Annotated in this window: 22 protein-coding genes, 4 tRNA genes and 1 pseudogene; 19 read left to right on the forward strand and 8 right to left on the reverse strand. The window is 62.0% G+C overall.

Features of this window, described 5'->3' with window-relative positions; translation table 11 throughout:
- Window positions 1–82 precede the first annotated feature (82 nt).
- Window positions 83–961, reverse strand: coding sequence for a LysR family transcriptional regulator (locus tag V7787_RS13990; protein WP_104887330.1), 879 nt, complete (start codon window positions 959–961; stop codon window positions 83–85).
- A gap of 102 nt (window positions 962–1,063) precedes the next feature.
- Between V7787_RS13990 and V7787_RS13995 the strand changes: the two genes are divergently transcribed.
- Entirely contained in the window at window positions 1,064–1,492 is a 429-nt protein-coding gene (locus V7787_RS13995; RefSeq protein ID WP_198747907.1) for a PACE efflux transporter, read from the forward strand.
- A gap of 39 nt (window positions 1,493–1,531) precedes the next feature.
- On the opposite strand, the gene V7787_RS14000 is transcribed toward V7787_RS13995, so the two are convergent.
- From V7787_RS14000 to V7787_RS14020, 5 genes are all read right to left on the reverse strand, one after another.
- Window positions 1,532–2,581, reverse strand: coding sequence for a hypothetical protein (locus V7787_RS14000; RefSeq protein ID WP_198747906.1), 1,050 nt, complete (start codon window positions 2,579–2,581; stop codon window positions 1,532–1,534).
- Window positions 2,582–2,730: 149 nt separating this feature from the next.
- On the reverse strand, window positions 2,731–3,399 hold the full coding sequence (locus V7787_RS14005) for a GntR family transcriptional regulator (RefSeq protein WP_198747905.1): 669 nt from the start codon (window positions 3,397–3,399) through the stop codon (window positions 2,731–2,733).
- A gap of 16 nt (window positions 3,400–3,415) precedes the next feature.
- The gene (locus V7787_RS14010; RefSeq protein WP_010953230.1) at window positions 3,416–4,114 is read right to left on the reverse strand and encodes a FadR/GntR family transcriptional regulator; all 699 of its coding nucleotides are present in this window, start codon (window positions 4,112–4,114) and stop codon (window positions 3,416–3,418) included.
- A gap of 43 nt (window positions 4,115–4,157) precedes the next feature.
- Window positions 4,158–5,468, reverse strand: coding sequence for a C4-dicarboxylate transporter DctA (locus V7787_RS14015; RefSeq protein WP_012053078.1), 1,311 nt, complete (start codon window positions 5,466–5,468; stop codon window positions 4,158–4,160).
- Window positions 5,469–5,695: 227 nt separating this feature from the next.
- Window positions 5,696–6,010 (reverse strand): helix-turn-helix domain-containing protein, encoded by a 315-nt coding sequence (locus V7787_RS14020; protein WP_003250216.1) that lies wholly within the window; start codon window positions 6,008–6,010, stop codon window positions 5,696–5,698.
- A gap of 266 nt (window positions 6,011–6,276) precedes the next feature.
- Between V7787_RS14020 and V7787_RS53090 the strand changes: the two are divergent.
- From V7787_RS53090 to V7787_RS14030, 3 genes and pseudogenes are all read left to right on the forward strand, one after another.
- A pseudogene (locus V7787_RS53090) lies at window positions 6,277–6,606 on the forward strand (PAS domain-containing protein); the annotation flags it as partial.
- 159 nt (window positions 6,607–6,765) lie between these two features.
- A complete protein-coding gene (locus V7787_RS14025; RefSeq protein ID WP_409322595.1) occupies window positions 6,766–7,842 on the forward strand; it encodes a methyl-accepting chemotaxis protein in 1,077 nt (358 codons plus the stop codon).
- A gap of 13 nt (window positions 7,843–7,855) precedes the next feature.
- Window positions 7,856–9,544 carry a putative bifunctional diguanylate cyclase/phosphodiesterase gene (locus tag V7787_RS14030; RefSeq protein WP_064493434.1) on the forward strand — a complete coding sequence of 563 codons (1,689 nt, stop codon included), beginning with the start codon at window positions 7,856–7,858 and terminating at the stop codon, window positions 9,542–9,544.
- Window positions 9,545–9,651: 107 nt separating this feature from the next.
- Here the strand turns inward: V7787_RS14030 and V7787_RS14035 are convergent, their stop codons facing one another.
- Window positions 9,652–11,400 carry a sigma-54-dependent Fis family transcriptional regulator gene (locus V7787_RS14035; RefSeq protein ID WP_064493433.1) on the reverse strand — a complete coding sequence of 583 codons (1,749 nt, stop codon included), beginning with the start codon at window positions 11,398–11,400 and terminating at the stop codon, window positions 9,652–9,654.
- A gap of 223 nt (window positions 11,401–11,623) precedes the next feature.
- On the opposite strand from V7787_RS14035, the gene V7787_RS14040 reads away from it, so the two are divergent.
- From V7787_RS14040 to V7787_RS14065, 6 genes are read left to right on the forward strand one after another with little or no spacing between them, the layout of a single operon-like run.
- On the forward strand, window positions 11,624–12,718 hold the full coding sequence (locus V7787_RS14040) for an ABC transporter ATP-binding protein (RefSeq protein ID WP_014591686.1): 1,095 nt from the start codon (window positions 11,624–11,626) through the stop codon (window positions 12,716–12,718).
- Window positions 12,718–13,815, forward strand: coding sequence for an ABC transporter ATP-binding protein (locus V7787_RS14045; RefSeq protein WP_064493432.1), 1,098 nt, complete (start codon window positions 12,718–12,720; stop codon window positions 13,813–13,815). Before V7787_RS14040 ends, V7787_RS14045 begins: the two co-directional genes overlap by 1 nt.
- A complete protein-coding gene (locus V7787_RS14050; RefSeq protein WP_003250226.1) occupies window positions 13,812–14,678 on the forward strand; it encodes a carbohydrate ABC transporter permease in 867 nt (288 codons plus the stop codon). Before V7787_RS14045 ends, V7787_RS14050 begins: the two co-directional genes overlap by 4 nt.
- A 3-nt stretch (window positions 14,679–14,681) precedes the next feature.
- Window positions 14,682–15,482, forward strand: coding sequence for a carbohydrate ABC transporter permease (locus tag V7787_RS14055; protein ID WP_003250228.1), 801 nt, complete (start codon window positions 14,682–14,684; stop codon window positions 15,480–15,482).
- A gap of 12 nt (window positions 15,483–15,494) precedes the next feature.
- Entirely contained in the window at window positions 15,495–15,767 is a 273-nt protein-coding gene (locus V7787_RS14060; RefSeq protein WP_003250230.1) for a DUF2160 domain-containing protein, read from the forward strand.
- Window positions 15,768–15,806: 39 nt separating this feature from the next.
- Window positions 15,807–17,546, forward strand: coding sequence for an ABC transporter substrate-binding protein (locus V7787_RS14065; protein WP_198747901.1), 1,740 nt, complete (start codon window positions 15,807–15,809; stop codon window positions 17,544–17,546).
- Between the two features lie 126 nt (window positions 17,547–17,672).
- Here V7787_RS14065 and folD read toward each other — a convergent pair whose 3' ends face one another.
- The gene (folD, locus tag V7787_RS14070; RefSeq protein WP_003250234.1) at window positions 17,673–18,527 is read right to left on the reverse strand and encodes a bifunctional methylenetetrahydrofolate dehydrogenase/methenyltetrahydrofolate cyclohydrolase FolD; all 855 of its coding nucleotides are present in this window, start codon (window positions 18,525–18,527) and stop codon (window positions 17,673–17,675) included.
- A gap of 269 nt (window positions 18,528–18,796) precedes the next feature.
- Between folD and V7787_RS14075 the strand changes: the two genes are divergently transcribed.
- The 9 genes from V7787_RS14075 to lon all read left to right on the forward strand — a co-directional run bounded on the left by V7787_RS14075 (window position 18,797) and on the right by lon (window position 25,973).
- Window positions 18,797–18,873, forward strand: a tRNA-Arg gene (locus V7787_RS14075).
- Between the two features lie 41 nt (window positions 18,874–18,914).
- Window positions 18,915–18,990, forward strand: a tRNA-His gene (locus tag V7787_RS14080).
- A 52-nt stretch (window positions 18,991–19,042) separates the two neighbouring features.
- Window positions 19,043–19,127 (forward strand) — tRNA-Leu (locus tag V7787_RS14085).
- A 36-nt stretch (window positions 19,128–19,163) separates the two neighbouring features.
- A tRNA-His gene (locus V7787_RS14090) sits at window positions 19,164–19,239 on the forward strand.
- 188 nt (window positions 19,240–19,427) lie between these two features.
- Window positions 19,428–19,727, forward strand: coding sequence for a DUF6388 family protein (locus V7787_RS14095; RefSeq protein WP_064493431.1), 300 nt, complete (start codon window positions 19,428–19,430; stop codon window positions 19,725–19,727).
- Between the two features lie 248 nt (window positions 19,728–19,975).
- Complete coding sequence (gene tig, locus V7787_RS14100) at window positions 19,976–21,289, forward strand: trigger factor (protein ID WP_014753846.1); 1,314 nt, start codon at window positions 19,976–19,978, stop codon at window positions 21,287–21,289.
- 91 nt (window positions 21,290–21,380) lie between these two features.
- A complete protein-coding gene (gene clpP, locus V7787_RS14105) occupies window positions 21,381–22,022 on the forward strand; it encodes an ATP-dependent Clp endopeptidase proteolytic subunit ClpP (RefSeq protein ID WP_003259400.1) in 642 nt (213 codons plus the stop codon).
- Between the two features lie 107 nt (window positions 22,023–22,129).
- A complete protein-coding gene (gene clpX / locus V7787_RS14110) occupies window positions 22,130–23,413 on the forward strand; it encodes an ATP-dependent Clp protease ATP-binding subunit ClpX (protein ID WP_003250242.1) in 1,284 nt (427 codons plus the stop codon).
- A gap of 163 nt (window positions 23,414–23,576) precedes the next feature.
- Complete coding sequence (lon, locus tag V7787_RS14115; protein ID WP_014591679.1) at window positions 23,577–25,973, forward strand: endopeptidase La; 2,397 nt, start codon at window positions 23,577–23,579, stop codon at window positions 25,971–25,973.
- Window positions 25,974–26,089 lie beyond the last annotated feature (116 nt).

A 26,089-nucleotide genomic window follows, 5' to 3' on the forward strand; every position in this document is an offset into this window, starting at 1 on the left:
CTATCGACCGAGATATCGGCTTGAGGGGTAAAAGATTGAAGTGCTTAGGGAAAATTCTTACAGACGTTTCGACGGACGGCAGTCACGGGTCAGCCAACTGCTCGATCAGCAGGCGTGCAGCCTGCTGCAGCGGCTGTTGTTTGCGCCACAGTATATGCACGGGCAGTTGCAATTCGTTGCGTGTATTGCGGAATGCCAGGCGCACCAGACGCCCGCTGGCCAGCAGCGGGGCGACCCGCGACAACGGCAGATCGCCCCAGCCCAAGCCAGCTTCCACCATTTGCAAAGCCAGATCGAAACTGTCGGTGGACCAGTGTGTGGCGCCGATCAGTGGGCGAGGGTCCGCCAGAGGCAGGTCGCGGCTGCGCACCAGAATCTGACGCACCTGGGTCAGGTCCTCGAGGTCGTGGATACGCCCCTCACGCAGGGCCGGGTGGGCCGGCGACAGGGTGGCTACCAGCGACTCCATGCCGATGTGCTGGAAGCCGCGGCGGGCATCGACCTGCAGGCCGGCAAAGGCTACGCAGAGGTCGGCACGGCCGCTGTCCAGCAAGTGCAGGGCTTCTTCCTGTGGAGCGCTGAGCAGGGCAATGTCCAGCAAGGGGTGGCGCTTACCTAGGTTGGCGATGGCCGCCAGCAGCGGGCGGTGATCGATGTCGGGTACCACCGCCAGGGTCAGGCTGCTCTCCAGCCCTTGGGACAGCTCCAGGGCATGAACCTGCAGCAGCCCCAGTTGTTCGGCAATCAGCCTGGCGTGTGGCTCCAGGGCCAAGGCCTGTGCGGTTGGGCGAACTTCACGCGGGCCACGTTCGAACAGGCTGTAGCCAAGTTCTGCTTCAAGGTTGCCAATGGCCATGCTCACGGCTGAAGGCACCCGCTTGAGGGCGCGCGCGGCGGCAGAAAACGAACCGTGGTCGAGCACGGCCAGAAACAGCTGGATGTTGTCGCTGGAAAAGTTCATGGCAGCCTCCTGTCAGTTGATCTGACAGCTGCTGACTTTTTCTGTCAAGTGCGTTGAATCATGATCGCCCTCATCGCTTTTTGTCTTTGGAGGTAACCCCGGGTGCAGGGATTGAAACGCAAGTTGGTCTACGTGACTTTCTATGAACTGATCGGGCTGTGCATGTCGACCCTCGGGCTGGCCTACCTGTCAGATACGCAGGCGTCGCATACCGGGCCGCTGGCGGTGATGATCACCACCATCGCCATGCTCTGGAACCTGATCTACAACACCCTGTTCGAGTACTGGGAGAGCCGCCAGGCCAAGCGTGGGCGCAGCGTGGCGCGGCGGATGGTGCATGCCATCGGCTTCCAGTTGACCCTAGTGGTTTACTTGATTCCGCTGATTGCCTGGTGGCTGGACATGACATTGCTGGAGGCGCTGCTGGTGGATATGGCGTTCATCATCCTGGTGCCGTGCTACACCTTTGCCTACAACTGGGCGTTTGATCGTGTGTTTGGCTTGCCAAGCTCTGCCCTTGCCACAGCTTGATACAGCCTTGCGCTGCGAAAACGCCGGCACAGGCCGCCACTAAGGTGGCAGGCGAATGATCAAAGGCGCCTGCTGCTGCTCGACCTGCTGCTCCACCGGCCGCGGCGCACTGGCCAGCAAGCTGTCCTCAACCTGCCCCGACAGGTAATAGACCCCCGCCATGGCCCCGCTCTGGCGGTTCTCCATCAACTCCTGCCATTCCTGGTTCAACGCCACGTTCAGGATCACCCGCAGCTGTTCGACCATCTGCGGGTGATCACGGTCATGGGTCATCATCCCGTAACCGGCTGCAGCAATCGAAATCATCGCCCCTGCCACCTTGCCCACTGCCGATGCCACGGCACTGGCGATACCGCGTGGGGCCAGGGTGGCGCCAAGCTTTTCGCTGGCCTGGGTGGCCACCGAGTTGAGCCCGACATCGGTCCTGCCAGGGCCTTTGCTGGCCTGCTGATGCAAGTGCTGGCGCATGGCTTGCCAGGCCGGTTGTTGGTCCAGTGACTTGGCCCGCAGCAGCTGATACAGGCTGGCATTGCGCGCATCCGGTGGCCCCAGGGCGATGGCGGGGATACGGTTGAGGCGCTGGCTGAACTGCTCGGGCGGCGCGTTGTACCGGCTGATGATCGCCGGCAGTTGCTGGCCGAGCAGTTGCAGGTACAGTTCGCAGGCGCGGTCGCGGATGCCCTCTGGGTTGATCTGCTCGGCTACCGGCTCAATCACCCGCGCGTGATACTGCTCCTGCAGGTACAGGGCCAGGCGTTTTTCTGCCGGTTCCCGACCCTCACCACTGTCGAGCTTGTACCAGGCCACCTTGAGGGTCAGCCACTGCTGGGTCCAGTAACCCGTGAACCAGGGGATGAAGTCGCTTTCGGTGCGTTGCTGCACTTGCTCCTTCCACACCCGCATGGAGCGCCGGGCATAGTCGTTGGCCGAGCCGGCGGCACCGACCGAGGCATCGATCAGTTCCTGGTCGATGCGTTGCCAGGCCGCGGGGGTGAGTATTGCGGGCGGCGGCGGGGCAGGGGGGCGCTTGCTGGCACAACCGCCGAGGGCCAGCAGAAGGCAGAGCAACAGGAGGACTCGAGAACTCACGCGACCGCCTCCCTGGTAGAGGCTGGGGGGGTTCTCGAAGTATAGGGTGGGGTTATTGGGGCTGCTGTGCAGCCCATCGCCCGCTCAGCACAGATGCAAATGGTTGTGTGAGCGCGGCCTGGGGGAGCGATCGCGTCCGTTTGGTCGGGTTATTCCAGGTCGAGCTTTTCTTCCAGACGGTCAAGGTGCCTGTGCATCAACCCCAGCGCCGCTTCGGCATCACCTTGCTCCACGGCATCGATGATTGCCGCATGCTCTTCCCACGCGCAGTGATCGCAGCACGGCGATTCGTAGCGAGCGATGATCAGCGAGGTCATCGGCACCAGCCCATTGAGAAATCGCGCCAGTGGTGCATTGGCCGCCACCTGCGCCAGTTTCAGATGGAACTCGCCGCCTAGGCGGATCGCCGCGCAGCGTTCGCCACGCTCATGGTGCTGGCGCTCGCGCTCTACCAGTTGCCGTAACTGGCGTACCTGCGCCGGCCGGGCGCGTTGCGCAGCCAGGGTGATCAGCGTGGTTTCGGCCAGACGCCGGGCACTGAGCACCTGACGTGCCTGGACCGGGTCAGGCGCAGCCAGATGCGCGGTGTGGCTGGGGCGCTGTACCACCACCTGCTGGTCGGACAGGCGCCCGAGCACACGGCGGATCACCGTGCGGCTGACACCAAAGGCATGGCCCAGCGCCTGTTCGGGCAACAGACTGCCCGGCGGCAGGCGCTGTTCGAGAATGGCGTCGAACAGCCGCGGATAAATCTGCTCGGCCGACAGGCGGGTTTCGCCGGCCGCGAGCAGGGTAGGCAAGTGGGGGACGGCGTTCATGGGCACTCTCCTGAGGTCATGGATGCGGATGTTCGTCCGGGATATTCAGCGCGATGCCCATGCGCAGCCCTTCGGCCACGATGTGCTGACGCATCTGGGCACTGGCCTGGGCGCTGCTGCGTTCGCGAATGGCGCGCACCACCGCTTCGTTTTCCTTCAGCCGCGCGGCCAGGTGCTCGGGCGAGTTGCGCAGCATGTCGGCGCTTTGCTTCAGGGCATTGCCGGTCTGCTGCACCACGCTCTGGAAAATCGGGTTGGTGGTCAGGGCGAACAGCGCCTCATGGAAGGCAATGTAGGCTTTGACCCCGGCCTCGCTGTCATCGGCCTCCAACGCTTCGCGCATGTCCATCAGGGTCAGGCGCAACTGGCCGATGTCCTGGCTGTTGGCCGACTGCGCCACCAGGCCGACGATGAACGGTTCGAGTGTGTAGCGCAGTTCCAGCACGTCGGCCAGGCTCGCCGCAGCACTGGTTTCCACGCCCGACGGCTGGGCATCGGCATCGAGCACCAACACGCCCTTGCCGGGTAACGAGCGCACCAGGCCCAGTGTTTCCAGCACGGTTACCGCTTCGCGCAGGCTGGGGCGGCTGATGCCCAGTTGTTCGGCCAGTTCGCGCTGGCCTGGCAGCATGTCGCCGGTGCGCCATTGGCCGCGGGCCAGGGCCTGGCGGAGTTTTTCCACCACTGAGTTGACGACGGTTGATGAGCTGATCACGGTTCGCTCCTGGAAGGGCCGGCGTCATGCCGGCCACATTCGCTCAGAATTCCTGTTGATGGGCGTTGGGTTGCTTGCGTGGCGTGGGGGCAAAGCCAGGCTTGCCGTCGAGCACGTTCTGCGCACGTTCCAGGTCAATGTCCTTCTCCCAACGGGCAATGGCCACGGTGGCCACGCAGTTGCCGATCAGGTTGGTCAACGCCCGGCCGATACCCATGAACCAGTCCACCGCCAGCACCAGTACCAGGCCTACCACGGGAATCGCCGGTACCGCAGTCAGGGTGGCGGCAAGAATCACCAGTGCCGAGCCTGGGATGCCGTGAGCCCCCTTGGAAGTCACCAGCGACACCAGCAGGATGGTCAGCAGGTCGGTCATTTCCAGTGGCGTGCCGGTGGCGTTGGCGATGAACACGATTGCCAGGGTGAGGTAGATGGAAAAACCATCGAGGTTGAACGAGTAGCCGGTAGGGATCACCAGGCCGACCGTGGAACTGCCGATGCCCAGGTGCTCAAGCTTGCGCATGATCTGTGGCAGTACGGCGTCGGAAGAGGCGGTGCCCAGGACGATGGTCAGCTCTTCGCGCAGGTACTTGATCAACGGCAGCAGTTTCAGGCCCGACAGGCGCATGACGGTGCCCAGCACGATCAGCACGAACCCGGCACAGGTGAGGTAGAACAGCGCCACCAGCCCGCCCAGGTGCTGCAGCGACGCCAGGCCGTACTTGCTGGTGGTGAAGGCGATGGCACCGAACACGCCGATCGGCGCCAGGCGCACGATCATGCCCATGATGCGGAAGATCACATGGCTCAGTTCGTTGATCAGTCGCGAAATGCCGGCGGCCGAGTCACCCACCAGGTTCAGCGCGCTGCCGAACAGCACCGAGAACAGCAGCACCTGAAGAATGTTGTTGTCGGCGAAGGCACCGATCACCGAGGTGGGGATCAGGTCCATGAAGAATGCCGTGGCGCCATGGATGTGCTGGCCGCGCTCGGCCAAGCCGTTGGCATCGGCGGCGGACAGTTGATCCAGGTGAATGTTGGCACCGCTGCCAATGCCACTGGTGAAGGCGAACACCAGGCCGATCACCAGCGCCAGGGTAGTCAGCACTTCGAAGTAGATCACCGACTTCAGGCCGATGCGCCCGACCTTTTTCAGGTCGCCCGCACCCGAAATGCCGCTGACCACCACGCAGAACACGATCAGGCCGATGAGCATCTTGATCAGCTTGATGAAGCCGTCGCCGAGGGGTTTGAGTTGCAGGGAGAGGTCGGGGAAGCTCAGACCGCAGGCGATGCCGAGGGCAAGGCCGAGTACGACTTGCAGGAAAATCGAACGCGAGCACCATTTGAGCATGGGAGGAGTCTCTGATCGGTGTCCTTGCTTCGGTAGCCGCACGGGGCGAAAGAGCGCAGGACTTAATTATTGTGGTCTTACCGGTTTGTTCAGCGCGAGGCCATAAAAGCGCGAAAAATCCCTGATTGCAAGGATTTTTGGCCTTACCGGTCTGACCAGTTGTGGGGCAATCCGGCCTGCCATGCTCTAGTTCGGTGCGTGCCGTGAAAGGGGGCGCGTGAAATAGCTCAGGGCTTGGCCAGTGCCTGGTCCACCGCTGCAATCAGCTTGCCAAGATCTTTGGGCGGGGCGTTGTGGATGACACCGAACAGGTAGGCGCGCTGCTCCTCTTCGTCGTCCGGTTCAGCGAAGAAGTCCTTGGGCTTGACGCCCAGCACCTGGGCAAACGCCATGATTGCATCGATGCTGGGGGTGTAGGTGCTGGTTTCGAAACGGCTGATGGTCTTGGGGTCGAAGCCGGTCCGTTCGGCCAGTTGTGCCTGGGTCAGGCCCGCCAGCTTGCGGTAGCGGCGCAGGGCGATACCCAAAGCTGATCTCGTCATCGCTTAATTCCCATTTAGAATCAAGAACTTAACGATATCTATCAATGTGGCGCAACGCCATGATCGATCACCTTTGTTTTATTTATGTGATGAATTTCGTAGAATTCATGGCTTGACCGGTCAGTCATCGTCACCTTCCTTGTACCGTTCGGCCTCGTGCCGCAACGGCAGGAAGCGCTTTTGCCCATTGGAACGGATCCTCATGAATCGGTTCCGAAGGCCGTCGATGAACTGGGTGCCGGCTTGTCATTGAATGGAGTCTCATCGTGCGCCTCAACTTGCCGGTAACCCCGGTCGAGCAACGTTTTCCCCCCCATCAGCGGCTTATTTCTGCTACCGATACCGCCAGCCTGATCACCTACTGCAACCCAGAGTTTGCCGCCATCAGTGGCTACAGCGAGGCCGAACTGATCGGCAGCCCGCACAACCTGGTGCGCCACCCGGATATGCCGCCGGCGGTGTACGAGTTGATGTGGCGCTACCTGAAAGCCGGCAAGAGCTGGATGGGTATCGTCAAGAACCGCTGCCGTAACGGCGACTACTACTGGGTCAATGCCTACGTCACGCCCATCCTCGAAGGTGGGCGGGTAGTGGGTTACGAGTCGGTGCGCGTATGCCCTACGCGCGAGCAAGTAGCCCGTGCCGAAGCCCTGTATGCGCGGCTGCGCAACGGCCAGGCGGCATTGTCGGCGCCGCGCCGGCTGAGCTTGCTGGCGCAGGCCTTGGCCTTGCCACTGGCCGGTGGGCTGCTGGCGGTGGGGGCCAACCAGCTGTGGCCTGGCCTGGTGGGGCAGGGGCTGACCCTGGGGCTGTTCGTGGCCTGCGGCCTGTGGGCGCGCAATGCCCTCGGGCGGCAGCTGCAGCAGATTGTGCAGGGTGCCGAAGGTGCCTTCGCCGACCCGATTGCGGCCTTGACCTACAGCGACCTGTCGGGTGCTGCCGGGCAGTTGCAACTGATGCTGATCAGCGAAGAGGCACGCCTGAAAACCGCCTTGACCCGGCTAAGCGATCTGGCCGGGCAAATGGCCGTGGCCGCTCGCGATGCCGGGCAGTTGTCGCGCAGCACCGAGGCGGCATTGCTGGAGCAGCGTGCCGAAACCGACCTGAGCGCCACTGCAATGAACCAGATGGCCGCCTCCATTGGCGAAGTGGCCAACCACGTGCAGTTGACCGCCGCCGAGGCACACACGGCGCACCTGCTGGCCGAGCAAGGTAGCCAGGTGGCCGATGCCAGCGGTGCGGCCATTCGTAACCTGGCCAGCACCGTGACGCAGATCAACCAGGCGGTCAGCCACCTGGCGGGTCAGACCGGCGCCATCGCCGAGGCCGCGGGGATGATCCGCGGCATTGCCGAGCAAACCAACCTGCTGGCCCTTAACGCCGCCATCGAGGCTGCCCGTGCGGGCGAGCAGGGCCGGGGCTTTGCCGTGGTCGCCGACGAGGTGCGGGCACTGGCCGACAAGACCCGCCAGTCCACCCTGCACATCCAGGCCATCATTGATGCCCTGCGCAGTGGCGCCGCGGAAGCCGTGGCGATCGCCAGCCGAGGCATCGACGGTGCCGAGCAGGGCGTTGCCCAGGTGCAGGAAGCCCGGCAGGCGCTGCATGGCATTCGTGACGCGGTACAGCGCATCAGCGACATGAGCCAGCAGATGGCCACCGCCTCGCAGCAGCAGTCGGCGGTGGCAGAAGACGTTTCGCGGCAGATCAACGGCGTAGCCGGTATTGCCCAGCACAGCGCCCATAGCGCCAACGCCGCCGCCTCGCGCGGTACCGAACTGGAACACGTGTGCGCCGGATTGCGCGCCCTGGTGGAGCGCTTCAACCGCTAAGGCAGGATGCTTTATGGATGATAACTATCGCGCGGCCGTGGACGCGGCCGCGATCTTTTCGGAAACCGACCTGCGTGGGAACATCACCTACGTCAATCAGCAGTTCTGCAGCATCTCGGGCTACAGCCGTGAGGAACTGCTGGGGGCCAACCACCGCATCCTCAATTCCGGGCTGCATGAACCGATGTTCTTTGTCGGCATGTGGCGGGCGTTGGTCGCCGGGCGGGTGTGGAAGGGCGAAATCTGCAACCGGTCCAAGGACGGTTCGTTGTACTGGGTCGACAGCACCATGGTGCCACTGGTCGATCCGCTGACAGGCCAGGTGCGCAAGTATGTGTCGATACGCTTTGACGTCACCGAGAAGCGCCAGCTGCTGCATACCTTGCAGTGGCGGGTGGGGCACGATGTGCTCACCGGCCTGCCCAACCGCGCCTACCTGTCTGATTTGCTGAACCAGGCCCTGGCCTACTCGCGCCGCGAAGGCATCTCGCTGGCGGTGTGCATGCTCGACCTGGATGGTTTCAAGGCGGTCAACGACGGCTACGGGCATGCCGTGGGTGACCTGCTGCTGGTGGAAGTGGCGCAGCGCTTGAAGAGCATCCTGCGCGGTGGTGATGCCGTGGCCCGGCTGTCGGGCGACGAGTTCGTGCTGATCCTGCGCGACGTCGACGATGAGTGTCAGTTGCATGCAGCCCTGCAGCGGGTATTGCGTGCCTTGGCGGCGCCCTATGTGGTGCGTGAGCATACGCTGTCGCTCAGCGCCAGTATCGGCGTGACCCTGTACCCGCAGGATGACGAAGATGCCGACACCCTGGTGCGCCACGCCGATCAGGCCATGTATGTGGCCAAGCAGCGCGGGCGCAACCGTTACCATCTGTTCGACGTGACGCAGGAGCAGGAGCTCAAGGCCACCCACCAGACCGTGGCACGCGTGCGCCGGGCGCTGCGCAACGGTGAGCTGTGCCTTTACTACCAGCCCAAGGTCAACCTGCGCAGTGGCAAGGTACTGGGCTTTGAGGGTTTATTGCGCTGGCAGCGGCCAGGCCGTGGTGTGGTGCCGCCTGGCGATTTCCTGCCCTGGGTAGAGCAGACCGACCTGATCGTCGAAATCGGCGAGTGGGTGATCGGGCAGGCGTTGAGCCAGTTGCAGGCCTGGCAGCGCCAAGGGCAGCCCTGGTCGCTGAGCGTGAATATTGCCGCGCGGCATTTGCAGCGCAGTGACTTTGCCGAGCGCCTGCAGCAACTGCTGGCAGCGTACCCGGCGGTGGACCCGGCGCTGCTGGACCTGGAAATCGTCGAGTCGGTGGCCATCGACAACCTGCAGCATGTCAGCCGTTGCCTGGATGCCTGCCGTGCGCTGGGTGTGCGTTTCTCGCTGGACGATTTCGGCACCGGTTATTCGTCCTTGAGTTACCTGAAACGCTTGCCGACCCAGACGATCAAGATCGACCAGTCGTTCGTGCGTGACATCCTTCATGACCAGGACGACCTGGCGCTGACGGAGGCAGTGATCGGCCTGGCCCGGACGTTTGGCCGCGAGGTGATTGCCGAGGGGCTGGAGAGTGTCGAGCACGGCCGGGTACTGATGGGCCTGGGCTGCGAGCTGGCGCAGGGTTACTGCATTGCCCGGCCGATGCCCGCCAGTGACGTGCAAGCCTGGGCACAGGCCTACCGGCAGCCAGTGCAGTGGCGTGACCCTTGAAGGTCATCAGCGGGCCGTGGTCTTGACCTGCACGGGGGGGCGCCAGCTGCTTGTCGATCAGGGGTGGCTTCGAAAACCTGCTGTGCGGCGCTTCAGGGCCAATCGATTCATCGCCCACGCAACCGCTTGTACAGTGTGGTGCGGCTGATACCCAGTCGGCGGGCCACCGCCGACAGGTTGCCATTGGCTTGCTCGACCAGGCTCTGCAGGTCCGTCTCTTCAGTCGCTATCGGCACCGGTGTTTTCGACTCGGCCAGAAAACCCGCAGGAAGGTGTTCGACGCCGACCGGCCCGTTGGCCGCCAGGGCCAACGCGACCTGTAGCACGCTCACCAGTTCGCGCAGGTTGCCCGGCCAGGGGTGTTGATCGAACAGGTCGATAATGGCCGGGGGCAGCCGCGCAGGTTGCCCGGGCTCGCGGTAGCGGGCATGCACCTGCTCAATCAGCTGGCGCCGGTCAGCGCGTTCGCGCAGGGGGGGCAGCACCAGCGTCAGGCCGGCGATGCGGTAGTACAGGTCCTGGCGAAAGCGCCCGGCGCGCACTTCTTCGGCCAGGTTGCGATTGCTCGCCGACACCACGCGGATATCCACCGGCACCGGTTCGCCACTGCCCAGCGGCTGGATGCTGCGCGACTGCAGTACGCGCAGCAGGCGGGCCTGGGTGGGCAGTGGCATGTCGCCAATCTCATCCAGAAACAGGATGCCGTGGTCGGCCTTGCGGATCAGCCCCGGGTTGCCCTTGTGGTGGGCGCCGGTGAACGCGCCTTTGTCATAGCCGAACAGTTCCGACTCCACCAGTTCGGCCGGGATCGCCGCACAGTTTACGGCGACCAGCGGCTGCCTGGCGCGGCTGCTGGCCCGGTGCAGGGTGCCGACGAACACTTCTTTGCCTACGCCTGTTTCGCCCTCGACCAACACCGGGATGTCCTTTTCCAATAGCAGGCCGGCTTGTATCAAGGCTTTTTCCAGGCGCGGCTCGGCACTGCCGGCTTCGGGGCGGCGAGTGGTTTCGCGTGGGGGGTGCCACTGGCAGTGAAAGCGGTTGCGCCCGGTGGCCTGCAGAGCGAAGGGCTGTTGTCGGGGATGGCTGAGCAGCTGTTGCAGGGGTAACTGGAACAGTTGCTCGATGTTTTGCTCCAGCGGGTTTACACCGAGCAGGCTATCGGCCCGGTGATTGGCGGCCAACACCTGCCCGCGTTCATCGAACACCAGCAAGCCGGCCCAAGGGCTGTCGAGGTTGTCGGAGGCGCTGTTGAAGATCAGTTGTGCATGCTGGTCAGCATGTTCGGCGAGGATCAGGCGGTTCTCCAGGCTCTGGCCCATCATGCGCACCAGCCCAAGCGTCTGGCTGGCCGGCAGGTAGCCGTCGCTGGCTACGTCGAGCGCCCCGACCAGCTGCCGTGCGGCGTCGAACAGGGGGGCGGCGGCGCTGGACATGTAGCGGTTCTGGCGCAGGAAGTGTTCGTCCTGGCCGACGTGAACCGCTTCGGCGCAAATCAGTGTGGTGCCCAGGGCGTTGGTACCGACGCCACGTTCGTGCCAATGGGCGCCGGCGCTGAAACCATGGTGCTGGCGCGGTTCGATGAAACGCCGCGAGCCCCAGCTGTCGAGCAGGCAGCCACTGGCATCGGCCAGCATCACCAGGTAGCTGGCGTTACCCAAGAGGTGCGCATAGTGCGGTAGCACTTCCTCGCGGGTCAGGCGCAGCAGGTTTTGGCGCCGCTCCAGCAGGGCACTGAGCTCGGCGCGGGACAGGCAGTCAAAGTCTGGCGCATGCTGCGGCTGCAGGCCGTGGGCGCGGCAGCGGTCCCAGGACGCCTGGATCAGTTGGGTGTGGGTCGAAGTGGATGCGGCCATGGGCCTGTCCTGTGTGATTGTTGTCATGGGTCGACCGCCGTTCAGTGTTGTTCACGGCTGTTCATTGTCAAACTGGCCAGTGTCCAGTTGTGCAGTGATTGTGTTCACGTGCGAGCCCGCGATTTGCCAGCGCTGCCACCCAGGCCCCGAACCAGAGCATCGGGCAAGGAATGGCACGGAACTGGCTGTACCCGGCAGACAACAATCACAAAAAGGCCACGCCATGTCCCTGGTGCTGGAGCAGGTCAGCCGTAGCGTCGACAACCAGCCGTGGATCGTCGATGCGTCACTGCGTTTCGAGCCCGGCTCGTTCAATGTGCTGCTGGGTCGCACCCTGGCCGGCAAGACCAGCCTGATGCGCCTGATGGCCGGGCTGGACCGCCCGGACCGAGGGCGGGTGCTGATGGATGGCCAGGACGTCACCGGTGTGCCGGTACGCCAGCGCAATGTGTCGATGGTGTATCAGCAATTCATCAATTACCCGACCTTGAGCGTGTACGAAAACATCGCCTCACCGCTGCGCCAGGCGCGCATGGCCGAGGACCAGATCCGACGGCGGGTGCAGGAAACTGCCGAGATGCTGCGCATCGAAACCTACCTGCAACGCCTGCCACTGGAGCTCTCCGGTGGCCAGCAGCAACGCACGGCGATGGCCAGGGCATTGGTCAAGGATGCCTCGTTGATCCTCTTCGACGAGCCATTGGTCAACCTCGACTACAAGTTGCGCGAAGGCCTGCGCCAGGAGCTGCGCGAGCTGTTCGCGGCGCGCCATTGCATTGCTGTGTACGCCACCACCGAGCCCAACGAGGCGCTGGCGCTGGGCGGCACCACCACCCTTGTGCACGAAGGCCGTATCGTGCAGAGCGGGCCCACCGCCGAGGTCTATCAGCGCCCCAGCAGCGTGCTGGCTGCCGAGCTGTTTTCCGAGCCGCCGATCAACCTGGTGTCTGGCCGTATCACGGGTAACGAGGTGAGCCTGGCCCAGACCGTGCACTTTGCCCGCAATGCCGACCTGGAGCCGCTGGCCGAGGGTGACTACCGCTTCGGCGTGCGCCCCAGTCATATCGCGCTGGTGCCGGCCCACGACGATGACCTGGAGCTGGCGGTACTGGTGGAGTTGGCCGAGATCAGTGGGTCAGAAACATTTCTGCATGTGCGCAACGAATACTGGCGCATGGTGCTGCACCTTCCCGGGGTGCACGAGTACCAGGTGGACACGCCGATACGCGTGTTCATCCCCACGCACAAGCTGTTCGTTTTCGACAGCGCCGGGGTGTTGGTGCAGGCTCCGGGGCTGCGCCAGGCGAGGAGAGGGTGATGGCCGAAATCCGCCTGCGCCAGCTGGCGCACAGTTACAGCCGCCAGCCCGCCAGCGAGGCAGACTATGCCCTGCACGCACTCGAACATGTGTGGGAGCAGGGCGGTGCCTATGCGTTGCTCGGGCCGTCGGGCTGCGGCAAGTCGACCTTGCTCAATATCATTTCCGGGCTGCTGACGCCGTCTCATGGCGAGGTGCTGTTCGACGGCAAGCCGGTCAACCAGCTGTCCCCGCAGGCGCGCAATATCGCCCAGGTGTTCCAGTTCCCGGTGGTGTACGACACCATGACAGTGTTCGACAACCTGGCCTTCCCCTTGCGCAACCAGGGGCTCGATGAAGCCCGGGTGCGTGCCCGGGTGGAAGAAATTGCCGAAGTGCTCGAGCTGACTGCCGTGTTGCGCAAGAAAGCACGCAACCTCACCGCCGATGAAAAGCAGAAAGTCTCCATGGGGCGTGGCCTGGTGCGCGATGACGTGTCGGCGATCCTGTTCGACGAGCCGCTGACGGTGATCGACCCGCATCTGAAGTGGAAGCTGCGGCGCAAGCTGAAGCAGATTCATGAGCAGTTCAACATCACCATGATCTACGTCACCCACGACCAGTTGGAGGCCTCCACCTTCGCCGACAAGATCGCGGTGATGCACGGCGGACGCATCGTCCAGTTCGGCACCCCGCGCGAGCTGTTCGAGCGACCGCGGCATACATTCGTTGGTTATTTCATCGGTAGCCCGGGCATGAACTTGATCGACGTGCGTGCCGAGGCGGGCGCGGTGGTGTTCGGCGATGTCCAGCTGGTGCTGCCCGATGGCCTGTGCGAGCGCCTGGCCTCACTGGCGGGCGGGCGGCTGCAGGTGGGCATTCGCCCGGAGTTCGTGCAGCTGTGGGACAGCCCGTTCGAGGGGGCCTACCCGGCGCGGGTGCTGGACGTCGAAGACCTGGGTACCTATCGCATCGTCACCCTCGAACTGGGCGGTGTCGCGCTCAAGGCGAGGCTGGGCGAGGACCGCCCGTTGCCTGTGGACCAGGCCTGGGTCAGCCTGCCGGCGCAGTGGCTGATGCTGTATGTCGACGATGTGCTGCTGGAGACCGGGCCATGAACAACAAGGTGCCGAACAACAAGGCCTGGTGGCTGGTGCTGCCGGTGTTCCTGCTGGTCGCGTTCAGCGCGGTGGTGCCGATGATGACGGTGGTCAACTACTCGGTGCAGGACATCTTCGACCAGTCCAGCCGCTACTTCGTCGGTGCCGACTGGTACCGCCAGGTACTGCGCGACCCGGCGCTGCACGATGCATTGCTGCGCCAGTTCATTTACTCGGCCTGCGTCCTGCTGATCGAAATTCCATTGGGTATAGGCATCGCTCTGGCCATGCCAACCAAAGGCCGCATGGCCTCGGTGTGCCTGATCGTCATGGCTATCCCGTTGCTGATCCCGTGGAACGTGGTCGGCACTATCTGGCAGATTTTCGGCCGTGCCGATATCGGCCTGCTCGGCGCTTCCCTGGCCAAGCTAGGGGTCAGCTACAACTACGCCGGTGACCCGTTCGACGCCTGGCTCACCGTGCTGGTGATGGATGTGTGGCACTGGACTTCGTTGGTGGCTTTGCTGTGCTATTCGGGGCTGCGTGCGATCCCCGACGTGTACTACCAGGCCGCGCGCATCGATCGGGCCTCGGGCTGGGCGGTGTTTCGCCATATCCAGCTGCCCAAGCTCAAGAACGTGCTGGTGATCGCGTTGATGCTGCGCTTCATGGACAGTTTCATGATCTACACCGAGCCGTTCGTGCTGACCGGCGGCGGGCCAGGCAACGCGACCACGTTCCTCAGCCAGACCCTCACGCGTATGGCCGTAGGGCAGTTCGACCTGGGGCCGGCGGCAGCGTTTTCACTGGTGTACTTCCTGATCATCCTGCTGGTGTCGTGGCTGTTCTACACAGCCATGACCCATGCCGACAAGGACTAGGCCATGAGCACACGCAAATCAATGGCCCTGCTGCTGTACTTCTTCTTCCTGCTGGTGCCGATCTACTGGTTGCTGAACATGTCGTTCAAGAGCAACGCCGAGATCCTTGGCGGCCTGACCCTGTGGCCGCAGGCGTTCACGCTCGACAACTACCGAGTGATCTTCACCGACGCCAGCTGGTACAGCGGCTACATCAACTCGCTGTACTACGTGTGCCTGAACACGCTGATTTCACTGCTCGTGGCGTTGCCCGCGGCCTATGCCTTCTCGCGCTACCGCTTTCTTGGCGACCGCCACCTGTTCTTCTGGCTGCTGACCAACCGCATGGCGCCACCGGCGGTGTTCCTGCTGCCGTTCTTCCAGTTGTACTCGTCGATCGGGCTGTTCGATACCCACATTGCCGTGGCGCTGGCCCATTGCCTGTTCAACGTGCCGCTGGCGGTGTGGATCCTGGAGGGTTTCATGTCGGGCGTACCGAGGGAAATCGACGAAACCGCCTACATTGACGGCTACAGTTTTCCGCGCTTCTTCGTGAAGATCTTCATACCGCTGATTGGCTCCGGCATCGGCGTCACGGCGTTTTTCTGTTTCATGTTCTCTTGGGTCGAACTGCTGCTGGCGCGCACCCTGACCTCGGTGAATGCCAAGCCGATTGCCGCGGTGATGACCCGCACAGTGTCGGCATCGGGCATCGACTGGGGTGTGCTGGCGGCGGCGGGGGTGCTGACCATCTTGCCGGGCATGCTGGTGATCTGGTTCGTGCGCAATCATGTGGCCAAGGGCTTCGCCCTGGGCCGGGTGTGAGGAGGGCAACGCATGGAGTGGATGGCCTGGACACTGCCGACAGCGCTGTTCTTCGCCGCTGTGGGCCTGTTGCTGCTGGGCATGACCCTGCTTGAACTGCGTCGCCCCTGCGTAGAGCGACGGGGCTTTTTGCCGCTGGTCACCAGCCGTGGTGACCGTTTGTTCATCGGCCTGCTGGCCAGCGCCTACCTGCACCTGCTGGTGGTCGGTGTCAGCGACTGGCCATTGTGGGTGGCCTCGCTGCTGTCGCTGGCGTGGCTGGCGGTGGTGTTGCGCTGGGGCTGAGCGAGCGGCCCTGTGGGATAACTGAAACGGGAGATCACAATGTTCGACAACAAACACAACAGGCGACATTTGACCCTGGCCGCGTTGCTGGTACTGGCCAGCGTGCAAGGCACAGCCTGGGCCGACCAGTACGAAGAGGCGGCAAAGAAATGGATCGGCAGCGAGTTCAAGCCTTCGACCCTTACCCCCGAACAGCAGTTGGCCGAATTGCAGTGGTTCATCAAGGCAGCCAAGCCGTTTCGCGGGATGAAGATCAACGTTGTGTCGGAAACCATCACCACCCATGAATACGAATCCAAGGTGCTGGCCAAGGCTTTCAGTGAGATCACCGGCATCCAGCTGACCCACGACCTGCTGCAGGAAGGCGACGTGGTGGAAAAACTGCAGACGCAGATGCAGTCGGACAAGAACATCTATGACGGCTGGGTCAACGACTCCGACCTCATCGGTACGCATTTTCGCTACGGCAAAGTGGAATCGATCACCGACCTGATGGCCAACGAGGGCAAAGCCTATACTTCGCCGACCCTCGACCTGAAGGACTTCATCGGTATTTCCTTCACCACCGCGCCCGATGGCAAGGTCTACCAACTGCCCGACCAGCAGTTCGCCAACCTGTACTGGTTCCGCGCCGACTGGTTCGAACGGCCGGAGTTAAAGGCCAGGTTCAAAGAGAAGTACGGCTATGAACTGGGGGTGCCAGTGAACTGGTCGGCGTACGAGGACATTGCCAAGTTCTTCACCGAAGACGTCAAGGAGATCGACGGCAAGCGCGTCTACGGGCACATGGACTACGGAAAGAAAGACCCGTCACTGGGCTGGCGCTTCACCGATGCCTGGTTCTCGATGGCCGGCGGCGGCGACAAGGGCCTGCCCAATGGTTTGCCGGTCGATGAATGGGGCATTCGCGTGGAGGACTGCCATCCGGTGGGTTCCAGCGTGACCCGCGGCGGCGATACCAATGGGCCGGCCGCTGTCTATGCCACGCAGAAATACGTGGACTGGATGCGTGCCTACGCGCCCAAGGAAGCGCAGGGCATGACATTCTCCGAAGCCGGCCCTGTGCCGGCGCAAGGCAACATTGCCCAGCAGATATTCTGGTACACCGCGTTCACCGCCGACATGACGAAGCCCGGCTTGCCCGTTGTGAATGCCGACGGCACGCCGAAGTGGCGCATGGCGCCTTCACCGAAGGGGCCTTACTGGGAAGAGGGTATGAAACTCGGCTACCAGGACACTGGCTCGTGGACCTTCTTCAAGTCCACCCCCGAGAAGCAACGCTTGGCGGCGTGGCTGTACGCCCAGTTCGTCACCTCAAAGACCGTATCGCTGAAAAAGACCATCGTCGGCCTGACGCCGATTCGTGAGTCGGACATCAACTCCCAGGCCATGACCGAGTTGGCGCCCAAGCTCGGTGGGCTAGTGGAGTTCTATCGCAGCCCTGCACGGGTGCAGTGGACGCCGACCGGCACCAACGTACCGGACTACCCGCGGCTGGCACAGCTGTGGTGGAGCCATATCGCCGAAGTCGCCAGTGGCGAAAAGACCCCGCAGGAAGCCCTGGATGGGCTGGCCCGCGACCAGGACCGCATGATGGAGCGCCTGCAACGCTCCAATGCCCAGGCGACGTGTGCACCCAAGTTGAATCCGGAGAAGGACGCCCAGTACTGGTTCGACCAGCCGGGTGCGCCGAAAGCCAAGCTGGCCAACGAAAAGCCCATGGGCGAGACAGTCAGCTACAACGAACTGCTGAAGTCCTGGGAGGCGGCCAGGAAGTGATCGGCTGAACGCCGGGGTGGTTTCACCGACCGCGCGGGCCGTGCAACCGCTCGCTCGCGAAGAGTCCATTAGTCACGGGCAAAAAAAACGGCACCTGCAAAGGTGCCGTTTTCGCATCACGCGGTATTACTTGTGCAGCTCTTCTGCCGCATACAGCGTGTTCTCCAGCAGGCACGCCCGGGTCATCGGCCCGACGCCGCCCGGCACCGGTGTGATCCAGCCGGCGCGGGGCAGGGCAGTCTCGTAGACCACGTCGCCGACCAGCTTGCCGTCTTCCTGGCGGTTGATGCCCACGTCGATGACGATGGCGCCTTCCTTGACCCACTCACCCTTGACCAGGCCCGGCTTGCCGGCAGCCACGACCACCAGGTCGGCACGCCCGACGTGGCCGGCCAGGTCCTTGGTGAAGCGGTGGCAGACGGTCACGGTGCAGCCGGCCAGCAGCAGTTCCATGGCCATCGGGCGGCCAACGATGTTGGACGCGCCGACGATCACCGCGTTCATGCCGTACAGGTCCTGGCCGGTGCTTTCCAGCAGGGTCATGATGCCTTTCGGTGTGCACGGGCGCAGCAGTGGAATACGCTGGGCCAGGCGGCCGATGTTGTACGGATGGAAGCCGTCCACATCCTTGTCCGGGCGAATGCGCTCGAGCAGCAAAGAGGCGTCCAGGTGTGCCGGCAGCGGCAGTTGCAGCAGGATGCCGTCGACGGCCGGGTCGTCATTGAGACGGTCGATCAGCTCGGTCAGGGCTTGTTGCGTGGTCTCGCTGGGCAGGTCGAAAGCCTGCGAAATGAAGCCGACCTCTTCGCAGTCCTTGCGCTTGTGCGAGACATAGACTTGGGAGGCGGGGTCGGTGCCGACCAGGATCACTGCCAGGCCCGGCGTACGCAGGCCTTGCTGGCGACGCTCCACGACACGTTGAGCGATCTGCTGGCGCAGGCTGGCGGCGATAGCCTTGCCATCGATTAGGTGTGCAGTCATAGACGCGTGATTAACCATCGAGAAGGAACAATAAAGAACGTGCATTCTCGCACGACATGGGCCAAGGGCAAAGGCGGGTGGTCGGGCAAATCCTCTAACCCCTTAAATAATTTAAATTTTTTCGAAAAAGGTGTTGACGACTTTCGGGGTCGACTATAAGATTCGCCGCACTTGTCGGGCACAGCCTAGCACTGGTTGGCTAAGTCGGGCAGAATGAGTGGTTTAACAGTTCCTTGTTAGCGTCTCGTTCGGTTAGGCTTCAAGCTTAAGCGCCCGTAGCTCAGCTGGATAGAGCATCCGCCTTCTAAGCGGATGGTCGCAGGTTCGAGTCCTGCCGGGTGCGCCATTAGGCAGCTTTGGCAAGCAAGTAGGCTGTAATGCAATATGGTGGGCGTAGCTCAGTTGGTAGAGCGCTGGATTGTGATTCCAGTTGTCGTGGGTTCGATTCCCATCGTCCACCCCATATTTTTCAAGGGCGCCTCGATAGCATCTGGCGCCTTTGTTTTAAGCGTTACGCGGACGTGGTGAAATTGGTAGACACACTGGATTTAGGTTCCAGCGGCGCAAGCTGTAAGAGTTCGAGTCTCTTCGTCCGCACCATGCTTCTGTAAGGTTGTACCGCAAGACCGCAATATGGTGGGCGTAGCTCAGTTGGTAGAGCGCTGGATTGTGATTCCAGTTGTCGTGGGTTCGATTCCCATCGTCCACCCCATATTCCTGAAAGGCGCCTTGATCGTGAGATCGGGCGCCTTTTTGTTTTGGGTCTGCGTAGCGGTGATGAGCCGCGCCCCAGCCAAAACACCTCCTGCCCCTTGTAATCCACTGGTGGCACCCCAATAAAAGCTGTTAGATTTCAGCCGGTTGAAACACCGGCCCGTTTGGCCGGCAAAGGACACCACGATGATTGCAAAAGAAGCCCGTCAGGCCCTGGCGCTGCAGCGCTTTGCCGAAGCCAATCCGCAGTTGCTCGAGGAGATCCGCGAGCTGGATGCGCGTGAGCAGGCCCAGCAAGTCGAGTGGGCGTTCGAGGATGCCGCCGAGGAGCAGGGTATTGAGCCTTGGGAGCTGGCGCTGCAATTGATTGCCGAGTCCCCGGAGCAGCTGCAGGCCATGCGCCTGGAAACGCACCGTGAAGTGGCCGAGGCGTTGGGGCTGGAATGGGAGGAATACTGCCAGTTCAACGACATTGATCCTCAATAAAGGAGGCAAATGCGTTGCGGGTAGTTGTTTGACAAAGTATTTCGGCTGCAGGCCGCCCCCGGCGCCGCGCAGCCCCTGTTGGAAGCAGGCCTGGCGCTGTGCCGTGCGGGCCTTGAAAGTTAATCGACCGGCGTTGTTTTCAGTCGTCCCGTGTGGGGTGACTTCTGCTGCGTGACTCACTAGAATGTTTGCCCTTGATTCTGGAGTCGGGCTAACGCCGGCTAACGTCTGTGCAACGAGGAATATCCATGCAAGTTTCTGTTGAAAACACTTCCGCTCTCGAGCGCCGCATGACCATCGCCGTTCCGGCCGAGCGCGTCGAGAACGAAGTCAACAAGCGTCTGCAGCAGACTGCCAAGCGCGCCAAGATTGCGGGCTTCCGTCCTGGTAAAGTACCGATGACCGTGATCCGTCAGCGTTTCGAGGCGGACGCCCGTCAAGAGGCTTTCGGTGACCTGGTCCAGGCCTCCTTCTACGAAGCCATCGTCGAGCAGAAGCTGAACCCGGCTGGCGCCCCGGCTGTAGAGCCCAAGTCCTTCGAAAAGGGCAAGGATCTGGAGTTCGTCGCCATCTTCGAAGTGTTCCCTGAGTTCACTGTTGCGGGCCTCGAGTCGATCAAGGTCGAGCGCCTGAGCGCCGAAGTGGCTGACAGTGACCTGGACAACATGCTGGAAGTGCTGCGCAAGCAGAACACCCGCTTCGAGGCCGTCGAGCGCGCTGCGCAGAACGACGACCAGGTCAACATCGACTTCGTCGGCAAGGTCGACGGTGAAGCGTTTGCCGGTGGTTCGGCCAAGGGCACCCTGCTGGTGCTGGGCTCCGGCCGCATGATCCCGGGCTTCGAAGAAGGTCTGGTAGGCGCCAAAGCTGGCGAAGAGCGCGTTGTCAACGTGACCTTCCCAGAGGACTACCAGAACCTGGACCTGGCTGGCAAAGCCGCTGAGTTCACCATCACCGTCAACAGCGTTTCGGCACCTGTACTGCCAGAACTGAACGAAGAGTTCTTCGCCCAGTTCGGCATCAAGGAATCGACGCTGGAAGGCTTCCGCGCCGAAGTTCGCAAGAACATGGAGCGTGAGCTGCGTCAGGCGATCAAGACCAAGGTCAAGAACCAGGTCATGGACGGTCTGCTGGCCGCCAACCCGATCGAAGTGCCAAAAGCCCTGCTGGAAAACGAAGTCAACCGTCTGCGCGTGCAGGCTGTTCAGCAGTTTGGTGGCAACATCAAGCCTGAGCAGCTGCCAGTCGAGCTGTTCGAAGAGCAAGCCAAGCGCCGCGTCGTGCTGGGCCTGATCGTGGCCGAAGTGGTCAAGCAGTTCGAGCTGAAGCCGGACGACGCCAAGGTTCGCGAGATGATCGAAGAAATGGCGTCGGCTTATCAGGAGCCTGAGCAGGTCATCGCCTGGTACTACAAGAACGACCAGCAACTGAACGAAGTGCGTTCGGTTGTGCTGGAAGAACAAGTTGTAGATACTGTTCTGCAGAAAGCGACTGTGACCGACAAGTCGGTCTCGTACGAAGAAGCCGTTAAACCAGCCGAGGCTCCTGCCGCTGCTGAGTAACGGGCTTCTCTCGTAGGAAACCTCCACAAGCCAGCCTTCGAGCTGGCTTGTGCGTATTCAAGCCATGACTATTTGGGAGTGAGCGCAGGACATGTCCCGCAATTCTTATATTCAGCAGAGCTCTGACATCCAGGCCGCAGGCGGCCTGGTCCCGATGGTTATCGAGCAGTCCGCCCGTGGCGAACGCGCTTACGACATCTACTCGCGCCTGTTGAAGGAGCGTGTGATTTTCCTGGTTGGCCCGGTAGAGGACTACATGGCCAACCTCGTCGTTGCGCAACTGCTGTTCCTTGAGGCGGAAAACCCGGACAAGGATATCCATCTGTACATCAACTCGCCGGGCGGTTCCGTCACCGCCGGCATGTCGATCTACGACACCATGCAGTTCATCAAGCCGGACGTTTCGACCATCTGCATCGGCCAGGCCTGCAGCATGGGTGCCTTCCTGCTGGCGGCAGGTGCCAAGGGCAAGCGTCATTGCCTGCCTAACTCGCGCGTGATGATCCACCAGCCGCTGGGCGGCTTCCAGGGTCAGGCCACCGATATCGAGATCCACGCCCAGGAAATTCTCAATATCAAGGCTCGTCTGAACGAGCTGCTGGCCTATCACACCGGCCAGGACCTCGAGACCATCAAGCGTGACACCGAGCGTGACAACTTCATGAGCGCCTCGCGCGCAGCCGAGTACGGCCTGATCGACTCGGTCTACGACAAGCGGCAACTGGCCTCCTGAACCGGGGGGCAGAGCAGGTGGGCGTCGAAAGCGCCTACCTGCGGACTTGAAAAAGCCCGCAATTGCCTTCATCTTGTGTTGCAAGCCTACCGGATTGGATCGATCGAATGACTGACACCCGTAACGGCGAGGACAGCGGCAAATTGCTTTATTGCTCCTTCTGCGGCAAAAGCCAGCACGAAGTGCGCAAACTGATTGCCGGGCCCTCGGTATTTATCTGCGACGAGTGCGTCGACCTGTGCAACGACATCATCCGAGAGGAGGTGCAGGAAGCCCAGGCCGAGAGCAGCGCGCACAAATTGCCTTCGCCGAAAGAAATCAGCGGCATCCTTGACCAGTACGTCATTGGTCAGGAGCGCGCAAAGAAGGTGCTGGCCGTAGCGGTGTACAACCACTACAAGCGCCTGAACCAGCGTGACAAGAAGGGTGACGAAGTCGAACTGGGCAAGAGCAACATCCTGCTTATCGGGCCGACCGGCTCGGGCAAGACCCTGCTCGCCGAAACCCTGGCACGCCTGTTGAACGTACCGTTCACCATTGCTGACGCCACCACCCTGACCGAAGCCGGTTATGTGGGTGAGGACGTCGAGAACATCATCCAGAAGCTGTTGCAGAAGTGCGACTACGACGTGGAAAAGGCCCAGATGGGCATTGTCTACATCGACGAAATTGACAAGATTTCGCGCAAGTCCGACAACCCGTCCATTACCCGTGATGTTTCCGGTGAGGGCGTGCAGCAGGCGCTGCTGAAACTGATCGAGGGCACCGTGGCCTCGGTTCCGCCGCAGGGCGGCCGCAAGCACCCGCAACAGGAATTCCTGCAGGTTGATACCCGCAACATCCTGTTCATCTGCGGTGGTGCGTTCTCGGGCCTGGAAAAGGTCATCCAGAACCGTTCCACCAAAGGTGGCATCGGTTTTGGTGCCGAAGTGCGCAGCAAGGAAGAGGGCAAGAAGGTTGGCGAGTCCCTGCGTGAGGTCGAGCCGGACGATCTGGTCAAGTTTGGCCTGATTCCGGAATTCGTCGGCCGTCTGCCGGTACTGGCTACCCTTGACGAGCTGGATGAGGCTGCGTTGATGCAGATCCTCACCGAGCCGAAGAATGCCCTGACCAAGCAGTATGCCAAGCTGTTCGAGATGGAAAGCGTCGACCTCGAGTTCCGCAGCGATGCGCTCAAGGCCGTTGCACGCAAGGCCCTGGAGCGCAAGACTGGCGCTCGTGGCCTGCGCTCGATCCTCGAAGGCGTGCTGCTCGATACCATGTATGAGATTCCTTCGAAAAAGGATGTCAGCAAGGTGGTTATCGACGAGAGCGTCATCGAGGGCACCTCGCAGCCGCTGATGATCTACGAAAACAGCGAACCGCAAGCCAAGGCCGCGCCAGACGCCTGATTCAGGCAATGGCCGGTTCTCGGTTGCAAGCAAGAGGGGGCCTACGGGCCCCTTTCTGCTTTTCCTGTACAAGCGCTTGTAATTTCCCAAGCGTGCCCCCACATTAGGTCCAAGCATCATTTCCACCGGTTTCCGGCCATAAGGCCGCTGTAGAGGCGAAATCATGAAGACCACCCTCGACTTGCCTCTTTTGCCATTGCGCGATGTCGTTGTTTACCCGCACATGGTTATCCCGCTGTTCGTGGGGCGCGAAAAGTCCATCGAAGCCCTCGAGGCGGCGATGACGGGCGAAAAGCAGATCCTTCTGCTGGCCCAGAAGAATCCAGCCGACGACGATCCGGGCGAGGACGCCCTGTACCGCGTCGGTACCGTTGCCACCGTGCTGCAACTGCTGAAGCTGCCTGATGGCACCGTCAAGGTGCTGGTCGAAGGCGAGCAGCGTGGTGCGGTCGAGCGCTTCTCCGAAGTTGATGGGCACATCCGTGCCGAAGTCTCCCTGATCGACGAAACCGACACTGCCGAGCGCGAGTCGGAAGTGTTCGTGCGCACGCTGCTGTCGCAGTTCGAACAGTACGTTCAGCTGGGCAAGAAGGTGCCTGCCGAAGTGCTTTCTTCGCTGAACAGCATCGACGAGCCAGGGCGCCTGGTCGACACCATGGCCGCGCACATGGCCCTGAAGATCGAGCAGAAGCAGGAAATTCTTGAAATCGTCGACTTGACTACCCGTGTCGAGCACGTGCTGGCACTGCTGGATGCCGAAATCGACCTCCTGCAGGTCGAAAAGCGCATTCGCGGCCGGGTCAAGAAGCAGATGGAGCGCAGCCAGCGCGAGTACTACCTGAATGAGCAGATGAAGGCCATTCAGAAAGAACTTGGCGATGGTGACGAAGGCCACAATGAAGTCGAAGAGCTGAAAAAGCGCATCGAAGCCGCAGGTCTCCCTAAGGATGCCTTGGCCAAGGCTCAGGCGGAGCTGAACAAGCTCAAGCAAATGTCTCCGATGTCGGCCGAAGCTACCGTGGTGCGCTCGTACCTCGACTGGTTGGTGCAGGTGCCGTGGAAGGCTCAGAGCAAGGTGCGTCTGGACCTGGCCAAGGCCGAGGAAATCCTCGATGCCGACCACTATGGCCTGGAAGAGGTCAAGGAACGCATCCTCGAGTACCTTGCCGTGCAGAAGCGCGTCAAGAAGATCCGCGGTCCGGTGCTGTGCCTGGTCGGGCCACCCGGCGTCGGCAAGACCTCGCTGGCCGAGTCGATCGCTGCCGCCACCAACCGCAAGTTCGTGCGCATGGCCCTGGGTGGCGTGCGTGACGAGGCCGAGATCCGTGGCCACCGCCGTACCTACATCGGCTCCATGCCGGGTCGCCTGATCCAGAAGATGACCAAGGTGGGTGTGCGCAACCCGTTGTTCCTGCTCGACGAAATCGACAAGATGGGCAGCGACATGCGCGGCGACCCAGCCTCGGCACTGCTGGAAGTGCTCGACCCTGAGCAGAACCACAACTTCAACGACCACTACCTGGAGGTCGACTACGACCTCTCGGACGTGATGTTCCTGTGCACCTCGAACTCGATGAACATCCCGCCGGCGCTGCTGGACCGGATGGAAGTCATCCGTCTGCCTGGCTACACCGAGGACGAAAAGATCAACATCGCGGTCAAGTACCTGGTGCCCAAGCAGGTCAAGGCCAACGGCTTGAAGAAAGAAGAGCTGGAAGTCGACGTCTCGGCGATTCGCGACATCATCCGCTACTACACCCGTGAAGCCGGTGTGCGGGGTCTGGAGCGGCAAATTGCCAAGGTCTGCCGCAAGGTGGTCAAGGAACATACCGGGCAGAAGCAGGTCAAGGTCAAGGTGGCCAGCGAGCAGCTGGAGCACCTGCTGGGCGTGCGCAAGTTCCGCTATGGCCTGGCCGAGCAGCAGGACCAGATCGGCCAGGTAACCGGCCTGGCCTGGACCCAGGTGGGCGGCGAGTTGCTGACCATCGAGGCCGTGGTCATCCCCGGCAAGGGCCAGTTGATCAAGACCGGCTCGCTGGGCGATGTCATGGTCGAGTCGATTACCGCCGCGCAGACCGTGGTGCGCAGCCGCGCCCGCAGCCTGGGGATTGCCGCCGACTTCCACGAGAAGCATGACGTGCACATCCACATGCCTGAAGGCGCCACGCCGAAGGACGGCCCGAGTGCCGGTATCGGAATGTGCACCGCACTGGTGTCGGCGCTGACGCAGATTCCGGTACGTGCCGATGTGGCCATGACCGGCGAAATCACCTTGCGTGGCCAGGTATTGGCCATTGGCGGGCTGAAGGAAAAACTGCTGGCGGCACACCGTGGCGGGATCAAGACGGTGATCATTCCCGAGGAAAATGTTCGCGATCTCAAGGAGATTCCTGAAAATATCAAACAGGATCTTCAGATCAAACCGGTCAAATGGATTGACGAAGTCCTGCAAATTGCGCTGCAATACGCCCCGGAGCCCTTGCCAGATGTGGCTCCGGAGATTGTCGCGAAAGACGAGAAGCGCGACGGCGATGCTAAGGAAAGAATCAGCACGCATTAGTAGTTTTTGGCTGGGGGGCTTTCCTTGACAGTATTTTCGGCGCCTTGCTATAAAGCGGCACGTTATTGTCGCCATGCCTCCCAGCACACGTTTCATAAGCTTTTCATTACATACTT

The organism is Pseudomonas sp. CGJS7, assembly GCF_036961695.1.

Bases quoted from the DNA above. Each gene is read 5' to 3' on its own strand.
- folD (WP_003250234.1), bottom strand. From the start codon at position 18,527: ATGACTGCACACCTAATCGATGGCAAGGCTATCGCCGCCAGCCTGCGC.
- V7787_RS14040 (WP_014591686.1), top strand. From the start codon at position 11,624: ATGTCCCTGGTGCTGGAGCAGGTCAGCCGTAGCGTCGACAACCAGCCG.
- V7787_RS14020 (WP_003250216.1), bottom strand. From the start codon at position 6,010: ATGACGAGATCAGCTTTGGGTATCGCCCTGCGCCGCTACCGCAAGCTG.
- tig (WP_014753846.1), top strand. From the start codon at position 19,976: ATGCAAGTTTCTGTTGAAAACACTTCCGCTCTCGAGCGCCGCATGACC.
- V7787_RS14045 (WP_064493432.1), top strand. From the start codon at position 12,718: ATGGCCGAAATCCGCCTGCGCCAGCTGGCGCACAGTTACAGCCGCCAG.
- V7787_RS14015 (WP_012053078.1), bottom strand. From the start codon at position 5,468: ATGCTCAAATGGTGCTCGCGTTCGATTTTCCTGCAAGTCGTACTCGGC.
- V7787_RS14055 (WP_003250228.1), top strand. From the start codon at position 14,682: ATGAGCACACGCAAATCAATGGCCCTGCTGCTGTACTTCTTCTTCCTG.
- V7787_RS13990 (WP_104887330.1), bottom strand. From the start codon at position 961: ATGAACTTTTCCAGCGACAACATCCAGCTGTTTCTGGCCGTGCTCGAC.
- lon (WP_014591679.1), top strand. From the start codon at position 23,577: ATGAAGACCACCCTCGACTTGCCTCTTTTGCCATTGCGCGATGTCGTT.
- V7787_RS14005 (WP_198747905.1), bottom strand. From the start codon at position 3,399: ATGAACGCCGTCCCCCACTTGCCTACCCTGCTCGCGGCCGGCGAAACC.
- V7787_RS14030 (WP_064493434.1), top strand. From the start codon at position 7,856: ATGGATGATAACTATCGCGCGGCCGTGGACGCGGCCGCGATCTTTTCG.
- V7787_RS14060 (WP_003250230.1), top strand. From the start codon at position 15,495: ATGGAGTGGATGGCCTGGACACTGCCGACAGCGCTGTTCTTCGCCGCT.
- clpP (WP_003259400.1), top strand. From the start codon at position 21,381: ATGTCCCGCAATTCTTATATTCAGCAGAGCTCTGACATCCAGGCCGCA.
- V7787_RS14050 (WP_003250226.1), top strand. From the start codon at position 13,812: ATGAACAACAAGGTGCCGAACAACAAGGCCTGGTGGCTGGTGCTGCCG.
- V7787_RS14095 (WP_064493431.1), top strand. From the start codon at position 19,428: ATGATTGCAAAAGAAGCCCGTCAGGCCCTGGCGCTGCAGCGCTTTGCC.
- V7787_RS14035 (WP_064493433.1), bottom strand. From the start codon at position 11,400: ATGGCCGCATCCACTTCGACCCACACCCAACTGATCCAGGCGTCCTGG.
- V7787_RS14065 (WP_198747901.1), top strand. From the start codon at position 15,807: ATGTTCGACAACAAACACAACAGGCGACATTTGACCCTGGCCGCGTTG.
- clpX (WP_003250242.1), top strand. From the start codon at position 22,130: ATGACTGACACCCGTAACGGCGAGGACAGCGGCAAATTGCTTTATTGC.